This is a genomic window from Leucobacter sp. PH1c (genome assembly GCF_000633415.1).
In the GTDB taxonomy this organism is placed as follows: Bacteria; Actinomycetota; Actinomycetes; order Actinomycetales; family Microbacteriaceae; genus Leucobacter.
Genome location: NZ_AYMV01000011.1, coordinates 40,100 through 53,865, shown reverse-complemented (window position 1 = coordinate 53,865; position 13,766 = coordinate 40,100). Strand labels below are relative to the sequence as shown.

The 13,766-nt window shown below is 70.7% G+C and carries 11 protein-coding genes; 1 reads left to right on the top strand and 10 read right to left on the bottom strand.

The window, feature by feature from the left end; translation table 11 throughout:
* Window positions 1-2: 2 nt before the first annotated feature.
* The 7 genes from dapA to dapB form a co-directional block, all read right to left on the bottom strand.
* Window positions 3-980, bottom strand: coding sequence for a 4-hydroxy-tetrahydrodipicolinate synthase (gene dapA / locus U874_RS0103890; protein ID WP_025133236.1), 978 nt, complete (start codon window positions 978-980; stop codon window positions 3-5).
* Window positions 981-1,033: 53 nt separating this feature from the next.
* Entirely contained in the window at window positions 1,034-1,567 is a 534-nt protein-coding gene (locus U874_RS0103885) for a dihydrofolate reductase (protein ID WP_025133235.1), read from the bottom strand.
* Between the two features lie 29 nt (window positions 1,568-1,596).
* Window positions 1,597-2,406, bottom strand: a complete 810-nt coding sequence (locus U874_RS0103880) for a thymidylate synthase (RefSeq protein ID WP_029987599.1) — start codon at window positions 2,404-2,406, stop codon at window positions 1,597-1,599.
* Window positions 2,403-3,428, bottom strand: a complete 1,026-nt coding sequence (locus U874_RS14655; RefSeq protein ID WP_025133233.1) for a GGDEF domain-containing protein — start codon at window positions 3,426-3,428, stop codon at window positions 2,403-2,405. The genes U874_RS0103880 and U874_RS14655 overlap by 4 nt, the downstream gene beginning before the upstream one ends.
* A 220-nt stretch (window positions 3,429-3,648) precedes the next feature.
* Entirely contained in the window at window positions 3,649-5,247 is a 1,599-nt protein-coding gene (locus tag U874_RS0103870; RefSeq protein ID WP_025133232.1) for an APC family permease, read from the bottom strand.
* A 137-nt stretch (window positions 5,248-5,384) separates the two neighbouring features.
* The gene (locus U874_RS0103865) at window positions 5,385-5,861 is read right to left on the bottom strand and encodes a hypothetical protein (RefSeq protein ID WP_232755863.1); all 477 of its coding nucleotides are present in this window, start codon (window positions 5,859-5,861) and stop codon (window positions 5,385-5,387) included.
* Complete coding sequence (gene dapB, locus U874_RS0103860; RefSeq protein WP_025133230.1) at window positions 5,858-6,604, bottom strand: 4-hydroxy-tetrahydrodipicolinate reductase; 747 nt, start codon at window positions 6,602-6,604, stop codon at window positions 5,858-5,860. Before dapB ends, U874_RS0103865 begins: the two co-directional genes overlap by 4 nt.
* A gap of 125 nt (window positions 6,605-6,729) precedes the next feature.
* Between dapB and U874_RS0103855 the strand changes: the two genes are divergently transcribed.
* Complete coding sequence (locus U874_RS0103855; protein WP_025133229.1) at window positions 6,730-8,235, top strand: hypothetical protein; 1,506 nt, start codon at window positions 6,730-6,732, stop codon at window positions 8,233-8,235.
* Window positions 8,236-8,305: 70 nt separating this feature from the next.
* Here U874_RS0103855 and U874_RS0103850 read toward each other — a convergent pair whose 3' ends face one another.
* From U874_RS0103850 to U874_RS0103840, 3 genes are all read right to left on the bottom strand, one after another.
* Window positions 8,306-9,709: a pitrilysin family protein gene (locus U874_RS0103850; RefSeq protein WP_025133228.1), complete on the bottom strand. Its 1,404-nt coding sequence runs from the start codon at window positions 9,707-9,709 to the stop codon at window positions 8,306-8,308.
* Window positions 9,710-9,770: 61 nt separating this feature from the next.
* Window positions 9,771-11,003, bottom strand: a complete 1,233-nt coding sequence (locus U874_RS15910) for an NYN domain-containing protein (RefSeq protein WP_025133227.1) — start codon at window positions 11,001-11,003, stop codon at window positions 9,771-9,773.
* Window positions 11,004-11,237: 234 nt separating this feature from the next.
* The gene (locus U874_RS0103840; RefSeq protein WP_025133226.1) at window positions 11,238-13,493 is read right to left on the bottom strand and encodes a polyribonucleotide nucleotidyltransferase; all 2,256 of its coding nucleotides are present in this window, start codon (window positions 13,491-13,493) and stop codon (window positions 11,238-11,240) included.
* Window positions 13,494-13,766: the final 273 nt, after the last annotated feature.

The window sequence follows — 13,766 nt, the reverse complement described above, 5'->3', positions numbered from 1 at the left end:
TGTTAGCGGGTGGTGCCTGCGATCTTGGGCAGGGCACCGCCGGCAGCCGCATTGCGGTCCGGCCTGAAGTTCGAAAGGTCGACGCCCGGGACGTCGGTGACGAGCGCGAGCTCGTCCTCAATGAGTGCGGCCTCCCACTCCTCCGGCCCCACGAGCGGGAGCCGGACGCGCGGGCTGCCGATGCGGCCGAGCCCGTGGAGGATGTACTTCGCTGCGACCGTGCCGGGCACGTGGGTCATGACGGCCCGCACGAGGGGCTCGAGGCCCTGGTGCGCGTCGCGTGCCGTGTGCAGGTCGCCCGCGTTCACCGCGTCGATGATGGCGCGGTAGGGCGCTGCGGCGATGTTCGCCGTCACGCCGATGAGCCCCGTCGCGCCGATCGAGAGGTGCGGAAGCACGTTCGCGTCGTCGCCGGAGAAGTACATGAGGTCAGTCTGGTTGAGCACCCGGCTCACCTCGCTGAAGTCGCCCTTGGCGTCCTTCACCGCGAGGATATTGGGGTGCTTCGCGAGACGGAGGATCGTCTCGTACGTGATCGGTACGCCGGTACGCCCCGGGATGTCGTAGAGGATCACGGGGAGGTCGGTCGCGTCGGCCACCATGCGGAAGTGCGTGAGCAGCCCCGCCTGGGTCGGCTTGTTGTAGTACGGCGTGACGATCATCACGCCATCGGCGCCGGCCTTCTCGCTTGCGCGGTAGAGCTCGATCGCGTGCGCGGTCTCGTTGGAGCCGCCGCCCGTGATGATCTTCGCGCGCCCGCCGGAGACCGACTTGGCGACCTCGACGAGTTTGAGCTTCTCAGGGTCCGTCAGCGTGCTGGTCTCGCCAGTGGTGCCCGTGACGACGATGCCGTCGGCGCCGCTGACGATGCAATCGTCGATGTGCTTCTCCACGGCAGGCCAATCGACTTCGCCGTCCGCCTGGAAGGGCGTGACGAGCGCGACGAGTACCTGTCCGAAGGGATTCTCCTGATTTGCCACCACCCTAGGCTACCGGACGCCGCGGGCCCGCGCTCACCGCGAGCGCGCATTCCCTAGTTCGCAGCGCGCACCCAGCGTTCGAATCGGTAGCCGAGCCCGGTCGAGGAGACGCGCTCCTCCCCCGGATCGACGAGCGTCCACTCGGGTCCGATCTCGGGCGCCGCGGTGTCCGCGTCGGGCACATCGAGGGCGATCCGGGTGACGAGCAGCTCCTCCGCGATCGGCATCGCCGTGCGGTAGAGCTCACCGCCGCCCATGATCCACGCGTCAACGGGGGCGGGCTCGGGATCCGCGGGCCGCGCGGACCCCTCGGTCTGGGCGGGATCGGCGAGCGCTGCGAGCGCGCCGTCGAGCGAGCCGACGACGACGGCGCCCGGCGCGTCGTAGGCGGGATCCCGCGTCACCACGAGGTTCGTGCGGCCGGGCAGCGGGCGCACGCGCTCCGGGAGGGACTCCCAGGTGCGGCGCCCCATGATCACGGGCGCGCCGAGCGTGCTGCGCTTGAAGTGGGCGAGGTCTTCGGGCAGGTGCCAGGGCATATCGCCCGCGCGGCCGATCGCCCCGTCGCGGGCCTGGGCCCAGATCATCCCGATCCGGGGGCGCGCCGCGGCCACGGCTAGACCGCCACCGGCGCGGCGATCCCCGGGTGGTGCTGGTAGTCGAGCACCTCGAAGTCGTCGAGCGTGTAGTCCGAGATCGACGCCGCCTTGCGGATCGCGATCCGCGGGTACGGGAGCGCCTCGCGGCTCAGCTGCCGCTCCACCTGCTCGACGTGGTTGTCGTAGATGTGGCAGTCGCCGCCCGTCCACACGAACTCGCCAGGCTCGAGGCCCGTCTGCTGCGCCACCATGAGGGTGAGGAGCGCGTACGAGGCGATGTTGAAGGGGACGCCGAGGAACATGTCGGCCGAGCGCTGGTAGAGCTGGCACGAGAGCTTGCCGTCGGCCACGTAGAACTGGAAGAACGCGTGGCAGGGCGCGAGCGCCATCTCGTCGAGGTCGGCCACGTTCCACGCCGAGACGATGATGCGGCGCGAATCCGGGGTCTCGCGGATCTGCTCGATCACCCGCTCGATCTGGTCGATGTGCTCACCCGAGGGGGTGGGCCAGGAGCGCCACTGCACGCCGTAGACCGGGCCGAGGTCGCCGTGCTCGTCGGCCCACTCGTCCCAGATCGTCACGCCGTTGTCGGTGAGGAACTTCGTGTTCCCCTCCCCGCGGAGGAACCAGAGCAGCTCGATCGCGACCGACTTGAAGTGGACGCGCTTCGTGGTGAGCAGCGGGAACGACTCCGAGAGGTCGTAGCGGATCTGCCGCCCGAACAGGCTGCGCGTGCCCGTTCCCGTGCGATCCGACTTCGGATCGCCGTGCTCGTACACCTCGCGCAGGAGGTCTTCGTAGGGGGTCGGGATCTCGTTCGCGCTCACCCGTCCAGTGTACCCGCGGCGCGCTCCACTGTGCCCGAGTCCCGCTCCGCTGTGCCCGGGTCCCGCTCCGCAGGCCGCACCCGGGCGCCGCGCTCGCCGCGGCCGTCGCGCTTCGCGCGCAGCATGAGCAGATCGGCCCGCTCGACGAAGGCCGCGGGGGTCTCCCCGGGCGCCCACTCGGCCACGCCGTACGACCAGGCGGGATCCGTGATCTCACGCTGCAGCCGCTCCGCGGTGCGCACCGCCTCGTGCTGGTCGACGCCGATGAGGAGCAGCGCGAACTCGTCGCCGCCGAATCGCGCGAACACGTCCTCGGGCCGGGTGCGCCCCGCCATTTGCCGCGCGAAGCCCCGCAGCAGCGCGTCGCCCGCACCGTGCCCGAGCTCGTCGTTCACCCGTTTGAAGCCGTCGAGGTCGATCACGAGGAGCGCAAGCGGCTGTCCGCCGCGCTCGGCCGCGGTGACGGTCGAGCCGAGGACGCGCTCGAAGCCCCGCTTGTTCCAGACGTCGCAGAGCGGGTCGGTGAGCGAGGTGCGCTCGAGCCGCCCTTTGAATCGGCCGACGAGTTCGCCGATCACCACGCCCGTGACCCCGATCGTCAGCACGACGGTCGAGATCTCGATCCCGAAGCGACCGAGCATGATCACGGCGTACAGGCCGATCCAGACGTAGCCGAGGAGCCGCGCGAACCACATCGGCAGGAACCAGACGAGGAACAGGAAGAACGGGAGGAAGAGGAGCCCGAGGTTGACGGCGCGGAGCTCGGAGGGCACCCGGGTCACGGAGGGGACCACGACGACGAGCACGAGCACCATGAGGGTGCCCGCCGCGGCGCGGGAGAAGCGCCGACCCGCGACCAGGATCGCGACGCTCGCGATGAGCGCAGCGAGCGCCGTCGCGACGAGGTCGGGCCGAGGCCCGCTGCCCGCCCGGAACGCGGTGGCGTTGAGGAGCGCGAGGCCGGTGCCCGAGAGGAGGAACGCGGCCGCGGCGATCGACATCTCCGATTGCTTGACCCGCATGCCGACTCCCCGATCCCGCCCCGTCGCCGACGGAGCGCCACTCCCCAGTGGGTCGAGTCTAGCGAGCCGTGCCCGGGAGCCCCACGTCGGCCGCAGGACCCTCGCGACCCTGTGTCGAGGCGCCGCATCGCCCGCACGAATACAACACAGCGGGCCGCGGTCCGAAAGGATCCGCGGCCCGCTGCGAGCGGCGCTGGCGCCGGTGCTGCCGGAGCCCCTGCTAGGAGCCGAGCCCGTCGTCGAAGACCGGCATCGCGGAGGTGTCCGAGGAGGCGTCGGCCTTCGCGAGCACCTGTCCGCGGAAGAACGCGGGCGAGGCCTTCGCCTGGACGAACATGAGCACGACGCCGAGGCCCAGCACGACGACGCCGATGATGCCGACGAGGCCGATGCCGCCGATGTTGCTGCCCGAGCCGAACGCGGGGTCCATGCTGTCGATCGTGGTCTGCACGAACACGATAAGGAGCAGGATGCCGCCGAGGCCCGGGAGCACCATCTTCGAGATGACCGAGCCGAGGCCTTCCTTGCCCGCGGTCTTCCGGAAGTACCACGGGCTCGCGAGCGCCGTGATGCCGTAGTAGAAGCAGACCATCATGCCGAGGGCGGTGATCGTGTCCCAGAGCACGTCCTCGCTGAGGAAGCGCATGATCGCGTAGAACACCGAGGCGACGATCGAGGAGAGCATGAGCGCCACGTACGGCGACTTGTACTTCGGGTGGATCTTCTTGATGGCGGGCGGCAGCGCACCGTAGTGCGACATCGCGAGCAGCGTGCGAGCGGGCGAGATCGCCGTCGAGTTGATCGAGGCCATCGCGCTCACGAGGATCGCGAGCGAGAGGAGGATCGCGGCCGGGCCCATCACGGGGTGCGCGAGCGCGGCGAACACGTTCTCCGCGATCTTCGGGTTGTTGAGGCCCGTGCCGGTGTCGCCGAGGCCGGCGTACGCGACGGTCGCGGCGGCGGTGCTGACGTAGAGCACGACGAGGATGAGCACGAGGATCATCGCGGCCTTGCTCTCGGTCGAGAGGCGGCCCTTCGACGGCTTGGTCTCCTCGCCCATGGTGAGGACGGTGTCCCAGCCCCAGTAGACGAAGATCGACACGGCGATGCCGGCGGCGAAGGCGCTGAAGCTGTCGACCTCGAGCGGGTTGAACCAGGAGAGCTCGGGCACGCGGCCCGCCTCGTTGGCGGGATCGGCGGCGCCGATGAACATCGCGACGATGAACCAGATCATGATCGCCATCTGGAAGATCACGGTGATGTACTGGAAGATCTTGGTCGAGGTCATCCCGCGGTAGGAGATGAAGGTCGCGATGGCCATGAAGCACAGGCACACGAGGATATTGATGAGCTTGTTGCTCGAGATCTCGGCGATCGAGGGGTCATCCGCGATGATGCTGATCGACTGGAAGAGGAACTCCACGGCGATGCCAGCGAGGTTCGAGAGCACGAGCACGGTCGCGGCGATGAGGCCCCAGCCGGCCATCCAGCCCACCCACGGGCCGAACGCTCGCGCCGCCCAGGTGAACGAGGTACCCGAGTCGGGCATCGCGGTGTTGAGCGCGCGGTAGCCGAGCGCGACGAGCAGCATGGGAATGAAGCCCATGAGGAAGATCGCGGGAGTCTGGTACCCCACCTCGCTCGCTGCAGGGCCGACGGCGGCCGTGAGCGTGTAGGCGGGGGCGCACACCGAGAGACCGATGACGAGGGCGCCCATGACCCCTACGGTGCCCGAGGGGAGACCCTTCTTGCTGATACCGGTGACCGAGTCAAGCGTTCGAGTTCGTGGCTCGGAGGCGTTGAGGTCATACTTGGCCATGACAACCGTGCTTTCTGGCGCGTGATGGTGCGCATCGTCAGCTACAGGAGATTCCGTCGATGGAATCCGCGCGGGGTCATCTGGGCCCCGATCCCTGCCTTTCGGGCATCGAGTCTATGCAGGGGATGCTGTTTTCCCTAATCGTTCGAAGATTTCCCACGGATTTCGTTCTTTTCGAGCGCGATTGCTTCGCGAATCGCCCCTCTCGCCCGCTTTCGGTCACCGCATGCGTCGTACACGATGCCGAGTCGCATCCAGCTTTCCCAGGAGCCGGGGTCCGCCTCGACCTCCGCACGGTAGCGCGGGAACGCGGCGTCGGCATCGGCCCGCTCCGGGCGGCCCGAGGGGCGCGTGGCGACCGGCTCCTCCGGCATCCTCCCGGTCTCCGCGAGCCGGTCGGCGAGGCGCGTCGCCTGGCGCCCGAACAGCAGCTCGCGCGCGAGCGCCCAGACGCCGAGCAGCGGCAGCACGAGCATCGCGATCCCCATGAGGACCGGGATCAGCGTGCCCGAATTGAGCAAGCCGATCGCGCGGATCCCCGCGAACACGAAGTAGAGCACGAGCAGCACGCTCATGATCGCGACGCCGATGATGGCGCGCACCCGGGCGCTCACGCGGCGCCGCCGAGCACGCGGTCGAGGCCGAGCACGCCGTCGAGGCCGACGGTGAGCCCCGTCGCCTCGGGGATGAAACGGAGCGCCGCGGCGATCCCCGCACGATAGGCGTCGTTCGAGTGCGTGTCGTGGGTCACGGTGAGCACCTCCCCCGGCCCGCCGAAGCGGACCTCCTGCTTCGCCACCACTCCGGCGAGCCGGAGGCTGTGTACGGGGATGCCCGCGACGAGCTCGCCGCGCGCGGGCTGCTCGGCGAACGGCGCATCGACGGCACGGCCGTCGCGCGCTTCGGCGATCAGCTCCGCGGTGCGGACCGCCGTGCCCGAGGGCGAATCGACCTTGTGCGGGTGGTGCGCCTCCACGATCTCGACCGCGTCGAAGAACGGGCCGGCGATGCGCGCGAGCGCCGTGCCCAGCACGGAGCCGAGCGAGAAGTTCGGCACCACGAGGACGGCCCCGCCGTGCTCGGCGAGCCGCGTCTCCAGGCCGGCCAGGCGCTCAGCCGACCAGCCGCTCGTCCCCACGATGACCCGCTGGCCGCGGGCGAGCGCGCGCTCCACGATCTCGGGCGAGGCCTCCGGGTGGCTCACATCGACGAGCACCTCCGCGCCCGCACCGTCCTCCGGGGAGGACGCGGAGGAGAGCCGCGCATCGAGCTCGAAGCCCGCCGTCTGCTCCACCACTTCGCACACCAGGGATCCCAGCCGGCCGGACGCACCGGACACCGCAACTCGTACAGACATGGCTCAAGAATACCGGCCGCGGTACGCGGCGCCGCGCGCCCAGCGCTCCCGGCGGCGGGGCAGGGGGACGCGCGAGGCTCTGCGGATCCCCCGCCGCCCGAATCGGGCTGGGGTACCCTCGAACCATGACGACCTCCTCGGGCTCGGCCCCCCAGCGCGCGCGACTGACCTCCCTCGAGCAGATCACGGAGCACCTGCGAGATTCGCCGCAGCCGTTCTTCTACGTGAGCCGCTCCGCAACCAACCTGCTGGGCCTCGACCGCTGGGTCGGCGCGTTCCACTACATCACGCTGCGCGACAGCTGGGACGGCGCCCACCCCCGGGCCTTCGCCCCGACGAACGTGCCCGCGCTCGAGCCGCGCGGCAACATCAACATCGTGAACTGGCTGCTCGGCAACGAGCAGGTGCAGCAGTACATCGCCGCGCACACGCCCGCGGGGCTGCGGCCGAAGCTCGTCATCGCCATGTTCGACGAGGAGACCGAGGCGCTCTGCGCCTCGCTCGGCTACGAGCTCGCCATGCCCCGGGTGGCCCTCCGCAAGTCGCTCGACTCGAAGATCATGACGACGCGCCTCGGCAACGAGGCCGGCGCCCCGAGCGTGCCGAACGTGCTCACCACGATCACCGGGTGGGAGGATCTGCGCGCCCAGGCCGAGGCCGCGGGGCTCGGCGACAGCCTGGTGGTGCAGCTGCCCTACGGCGACTCCGGCCGCACGACGTACTTCGTCGCCTCGCGGGAGGACTTCGACCGGGTCGCGAGCGAGATCACCGGACCGCAGATCAAGGTGATGCGCCGCATCAACCATCTCCCCCTCGCCGTCGAGGCCGTGATCACCGAGCAGGCGACGGTCACGGGCCCCGTGCTGCGCGAGATCACGGGCCACCCCGAGCTCACGGCGTACCAGGGCGGCTGGGCGGGCAGCGAGCTCTACCCCGCGCTCCTCTCGGACGACGCGCGGGCCCGCACCCTCGCCTTGGTCGAGCGGTTCTGCGCCCGGCTCGCGAGCGAAGGTTACCGCGGCATCCTCGAGGTGAGCGTGCTGCTCGACACGGACACCGACGAGGTGTACCTCGGCGAGCTGAACCCGCGCATCAGCGGCTCCTCCTCGCACTCGAACCTCACGCCGGGCGATACCACGCTGCCGCTCTTCGCCTACCACGTGCTGCAGTACTCGGACGTCGACTTCGCGCTCGATCTCGCCCGCATCCAGGAGCAGCGCGCTGCAGCGCTCGACGGGGAGACGTGGAGCACGCTCGTGATCCAGTACCCCGGCCCCGGCGTCGATCGTGTGCTGGAGGCCCCGCGCACCGGCCGCTACCGCGTGCTCGACGACGGTGCACGGCTCGAGTTCATCGCGCCGGATCTCGATTGGCAGGCGCTCTCCGACCCCGACGAGGTGTTCTGGATGCGCGCGGTGGGCGAGGGCGAGGTGCGCGGCCGCGGCCTCGACATCGGCATGCTCGTGACGCGCACCCGCTCGCAGGAAGCGCACTACGCGCTCACGCCGCGCACGAAGCGCCTCATCCCCGCCGTCCAGTCGCTCTACCGCGGCAAGACCGTGCCGCTGCCGCAGGTGTACTGGCGCGCGGGCGTGCGGAAGCTCCGCGAGCTGTCGCGCCGCAGCGCCTAGCGGCCCACCGCCCAGAATTGCAGAACGCCGCCGCCGTGGTGCACCACGGCGGCGGCGTTCTGCGTCTCGACTACTCCGAGGCGCGCAGCGTCGAACGGGAGACGTCCCCCACCGCGACCACGCTGAGCGGGCGCGCGGCGATCTCCGCCGCGATGCTCGTGATCTCCTCGGAGGTCACCGCCGTGAAGCGCTCGAGCGAGCTATCGAGATCGTAGAGCTCCCCCGCGCCGAGCTCTGCGCGGGCCAGCCGGCCCATGCGGGTGTCCGAGTCCTCGAGCGCGAGCGCCGAGGATCCGGCGATCTGGCCGAGCGCCCGCTCGTGCTCCTCCTCCGTGATCCCGGCGTCGGCGATGCGCTGCAGTTCGAGCCGGCTGAGCTCGAGCACGTCGGCGGCCTTTTCGGGCGCGGTCCCGGCGTAGATGCCGAAGAGGCCGGCGTCCGAGTAGCTCGCGCCGAAGGAGTACGCCGTGTAGGCGAGGCCGCGCTTCTCGCGAATCTCCTGGAACAGGCGGCTCGACATCCCGCCGCCCAGCACGGAGTTCATGATCCCGAATGCGAAGCGGCGGGGGTCGCCGGAGCGGATCCCGTCGGCGCCGATCATCAGGTTGATCTGCTCGCTCGGGCGCGCGGTGACGCAGACCCGGGGCTCGCTCAGGGCGGCGGTGGCCCCTGTGGAGGGCGCGCCGGAGCTCGCCGCCGTCGGAGCGTCGCTTCCCTGCGCGCGGCGCACGGGGGCGGCCGCCCGGTCGGTGTGCCACCGCTCCTCGGGCGAGGCGTTGAGCGCGGCGAGCACCTGCGCGACGAGCGCATCGTGGTCGACCGCGCCGGCCGCCGTCACGACGAGCGTCGAGGGGTCGTAGCGGTCGCGGTAGTGCCGCTCCACATCATCGCGGCGCGCGCCGCGGATCGTCTCGGGCAGGCCGCCGATGGGGCGGCCGAGCGGGTGATCTCGGAGCACCTCCTCGAAGAGCTGCTCGCTCGCCACATCGGCGAGGTCGTCGGCCGCCATCGCGAGCTCCTCGAGGATGACGCCGCGCTCCGTCTCGAACTCCTCCGGGTCGAGCACCGAGTTCGTCACCATGTCGGCGAGCACGGTCACGGCGTCCGTGAGGTCGGCGTCGCGCACCTTCGCGTAGTAGCAGGTGTACTCCTTGGCGGTGAGCGCGTTGTGCTCGGCGCCGATGCGGTCGAAGCTCGTCGCGATCTCGTACGCGTCGCGGGTCGGCGTGCCCTTGAAGAGCAGGTGCTCGAGGAAGTGCGTCGAGCCGAGGCTGCCGGGAGCGTCGTCGCGCTCCGACTGCTCGTCGCGCGAGCCAACGCCCACCCAGAAGCCGATCGACGCGCTGCGCGCGCTCGGCATGAGCTCGGTCAGCACGCGGAGCCCGCTCGGGTGCACCGTGCGGCGCATGAGGCTGCCGCTCAGATCGACGGTGAGCTCGGCCTGGTCGAGGGGAAGGAGGATCGGATCACGCATCCCACCAGCCTAGTCGCCGCTGCCGGGCGCACGCCGAGCGGCCCGAGCGCTGGACGATCGCCTAGCGGCTCTGGTCCCGCAGTCGGACGAGCCGCTCGTGGCCGGTCTCCTCGAGCTCGGCGATCTCCGAGCGCGACTTGAGGAAGTCCGAGAACGAGCGGAAGCCGAGCGCGCGCTCCGAGAAGGAGGGGTCCATGCGTCGCATCTGCTGCTTCACGGCGGAGCTGTAGAGCCACCCCGAGTCGTCCTTGTCCTGGCTGAGCCAGAGCGCGCGGATGAGGAGGCCCGTCGCGTCGAGATCCGGATCCTCCTGCTCCTCATCGTGATCGTGCTCGTCCTCGAGCGCGTCCAGTGCGTCGAGCAGCTCGGGGAACTCGGTCTCGGGCTGCTCGGTCTCGGACTGCTCGGTCTCCGACTGCTCGGCCCGCTCGCCGCCCCGGCCGCTCCCCCGCCGCCCGCGGCTGCGCGAACCGGAGCCCGAGGCCCTGCCGGACCCGGCGTTCGATGCCGAGGCCGTCGCCTGCTCATCGCTCGACCCGGCGCGCTCGTCCGTCGCGGGCGCGGCGTCGGCCGCCTCGGTGCCCGCGGCAGCGCTTGCTCCGGCGCTTTCCGCGCTGGTCTCCCCGGTCTCGGTCGCCGCGGTACGGGGAGCCTCGCCCGCCGAGCTGCCGCCCGAGCCACCGCGCCCGCGCCGCCCGCGGGCCACTGGCGCTGGCTCGCGCGCGGGTGCCTCGACACCGGGCAGGGCGTCGTAGCTCGCGAACTCGTCGCAGGCCGCCTTCAGCGACTTCGCGGTGGAGCCCGCGACGCCGATGCCGACGACGTACCGGCCGAGTCGCTTGCAGCGCTGCGCGAGGGGCACGTAGTCGGAGTCGCCCGCGACGATCACGACGTGCGTGAGGTCGTCGAGGCGGAACATGTCCTCGACCGCGTCGACGGCGAGGCGGATGTCCGCGCCGTTCTTCGCGTAGGCCGCAGCCGGGAAGAGCTGCACGAGGTCGACCGCGCGGGCTACGAGCTGCGAGCGGTACTCGGCGTTCACGAACGCCGACCAGTCGGCGTACGCGCGCGTGAGCACGAGCGTGCCGAAGGAGGAGGCGTAGTCGATGATCGCGCCCACATCGACGAGTGCGGCGCGCAGCCGCTCGGCGACGTCCGGGGCGGTGGGATCCTCCGCGATCTTCTGCCGATCGCGCGCGAACGAGTTCCGTCCGTGCACCCGGTCGTACCAGGAGAGCACGATGTTGTCGAAGTCGAGGTAGACCGCGACCCGGCCGTTCTGAGTATCCGCCATGCGTCCAGTCTGGCAGGCGCGCGGGCTCCCCGGAACCACCGGCCCGGATCCGAGGCTGCCGAGACTGCCTCGGATGCTCGGCCCGCCGGGCATCCGGAATCCCGGGAGCCCCCGCAGCTCCGGCGGCCCGGGCCGCCGGCGCGGGAACGCAGAACGCCCGCCGCCCCGGCGAACCGGGACGGCGGGCGTCGTGCGCGCGGTGCGGGCCGCAGGCACCGCTCCGCGCTCGGCGGATTACTCCGCTGCGGGGGCCTCGGCGGCGGGGGCCTCGGCAGCCGCCTCCTCGAGGACGGGCTCGAGCGAGAGCTTGCCGCGATCGTCGACCTTCGTGATCTTCACGAGGATCTTCTGGCCGACCGAGAGCACGTCGTCCACGCTCTCGATGCGCTTGCCGCCGGCGAGCTTGCGCACCTCGGAGATGTGCAGCAGGCCGTCCTTGCCCGGGAGCAGGGAGACGAAGGCGCCGAAGGCGGCGTTCTTCACGACCGTGCCCAGGTACTGCTCGCCCACCTCGGGGTTCTGCGGGTTCGCGATCGCGTTGACCTGCGCGCGCGCAGCCTCGGCCGCGGGGCCGTCGGTGGCGCCGATGTAGACGGTGCCGTCGTCGTCGATCGAGATGTCCGCGCCGGTCTCGTCCTGGATGCCGTTGATCGTCTTGCCCTTCGGGCCGATCAGCTCACCGATCTTGTCGACCGGGATGTTGACCGTGATCACGCGGGGCGCGGTCGGGGCCATCTCGTCGGGCGCGTCGATCGCCTGGTTCAGCACGCTGAGGATCGTGAGGCGAGCCTCGTGAGCCTGCGTCAGCGCGCCCTTCAGCACGTCGGCCGGCAGGCCGTCGAGCTTCGTGTCGAGCTGGATCGCGGTGATGAAGTCCGCGGTGCCCGCGACCTTGAAGTCCATGTCGCCGAGGGCATCCTCGGCGCCCAGGATGTCGGTGAGCGCCGCGTAGCGGGTCTCACCGTCGACCTGATCGGACACGAGGCCCATCGCGATGCCCGCGACGGGGGCGCGCAGCGGCACACCGGCGTTCAGCAGCGACAGGGTCGATGCGCACACCGAGCCCATGGACGTCGAGCCGTTGGAGCCGAGCGCCTCGGACACCTGACGGATCGCGTAGGGGAACTCCTCGCGGCTCGGCAGCACGGGAACGAGGGCGCGCTCGGCCAGGAAGCCGTGCCCGATCTCGCGGCGCTTGGGCGAGCCGACGCGACCGGTCTCACCGGTCGAGTACGGCGGGAAGTTGTAGTGGTGCATGTAGCGCTTGCTCGTGACGGGCGACAGCGAGTCGATCTGCTGCTCCATCTTGAGCATGTTCAGCGTGGTGACGCCCAGGATCTGGGTCTCGCCGCGCTGGAAGATCGCGGAGCCGTGCACGCGCGGGATGACCTGCACCTCGGCGTCGAGCGCGCGGATGTCGCTCGTGCCGCGGCCGTCCATGCGGACGCCCTCGGCGAGCACGCGGCTGCGTACGATGTCCTTGGTGACCGACTTGTACGCGGCCGAGACCTCGGCGTTCGCGGACTCGGGGAGCTCCCCGGCGTCGACCTTGGCGGCGATCTGCTCCTTGACGCGCGCCTTCAGCGCGTCATCGGCGTCCTGGCGCTCGAGCTTGTCGGCGATCTGGTAGATCGGCGCGAGCTCCTCGCGGGCGAGCGCGTCGACCGCAGCGAGCACCTCGTCGGAGTAGGGCAGGAAGACGGGGTAGTCCGCGACCTCCTTGGCCGACTGCGCGGCGAGCTCGGACTGCGCCTTGCAGAGCTGCGCGATGAAGGGCTTCGCGGCGTCGAGGCCCTCGGCGACGACGGCCTCGTTGGGCTTGGTCGCACCGCCGCGGATGAGCTCCCAGCTGTGCTCGGTTGCCTCGGCCTCGACCATCATGATCGCGACGTCGTCGTTGCCGTTCTTGTCGGTGACGACGCGGCCGGCGACGACGATGTCGAAGACGGCCTCCTTGAGCTGCTCGACGTTCGGGAACGCGACCCACTGGTCACCGATGAGCGCGAGGCGCACGCCGGCGATCGGGCCCGAGAAGGGCAGGCCCGAGATCTGGGTCGACGCGGACGCCGCGTTGATCGCGAGGGCGTCGTAGAACTCGCCGGGTGCGATCGAGAGGACGGTGATGACGACCTGGACCTCGTTGCGCAGACCGCTCACGAAGGAGGGGCGCAGGGGGCGGTCGATGAGGCGGCAGACGAGGATCGCCTCGGTCGAGGGACGGCCCTCGCGACGGAAGAACGAGCCGGGGATCTTGCCCGCGGCGTACGAGCGCTCCTCGACGTCGATCGTCAGGGGGAAGAAGTCGAAGTGATCCTTCGGCTGCTTCGATGCGCTGGTGGCGGAGAGGAGCATGGTCTCCTCGTCCAGGTACGCGGCGACCGCGCCCTGGGCCTGCTGCGCGAGTCGGCCGGTCTCGAAGCGGATCGTCCGCTTTCCGAACTTGCCGTTGTCGAGGACTGCCTCGGCGAACTTGATCTCGGGACCCTCCACGGGCTCTCCTTTGCTTGTGGTGGGCACGCGGCAACCGCTCGCCGACGCCGGGGCGTTCGCGAGTGCTGATCAACAGTGGAGGGCCACCCCCGGATTCCCGCGCACGGGCCGGGAGGGATCCACCACCGAAGACCAGCCACCGTGTGCTCGGTTCATCGTTGGTGCGGGCAGACGCCCGCGCTTCTCAGGATAGCACCGCGCCCCTCCACGGCGGGTGGAAACCCGGGCGACCCCTAGACTGCTGGGCACACCCCTCGAGCACGGAACGGAGGC

Coding starts and splice junctions, on each gene's coding strand:
- U874_RS0103850 (WP_025133228.1), bottom strand. CDS start 9,709: ATGCGTGATCCGATCCTCCTTCCCCTCGACCAGGCCGAGCTCACCGTC.
- U874_RS0103855 (WP_025133229.1), top strand. CDS start 6,730: ATGACGACCTCCTCGGGCTCGGCCCCCCAGCGCGCGCGACTGACCTCC.
- U874_RS14655 (WP_025133233.1), bottom strand. CDS start 3,428: ATGCGGGTCAAGCAATCGGAGATGTCGATCGCCGCGGCCGCGTTCCTC.
- U874_RS0103870 (WP_025133232.1), bottom strand. CDS start 5,247: ATGGCCAAGTATGACCTCAACGCCTCCGAGCCACGAACTCGAACGCTT.
- U874_RS0103885 (WP_025133235.1), bottom strand. CDS start 1,567: ATGATCTGGGCCCAGGCCCGCGACGGGGCGATCGGCCGCGCGGGCGAT.
- dapB (WP_025133230.1), bottom strand. CDS start 6,604: ATGTCTGTACGAGTTGCGGTGTCCGGTGCGTCCGGCCGGCTGGGATCC.
- U874_RS15910 (WP_025133227.1), bottom strand. CDS start 11,003: ATGGCGGATACTCAGAACGGCCGGGTCGCGGTCTACCTCGACTTCGAC.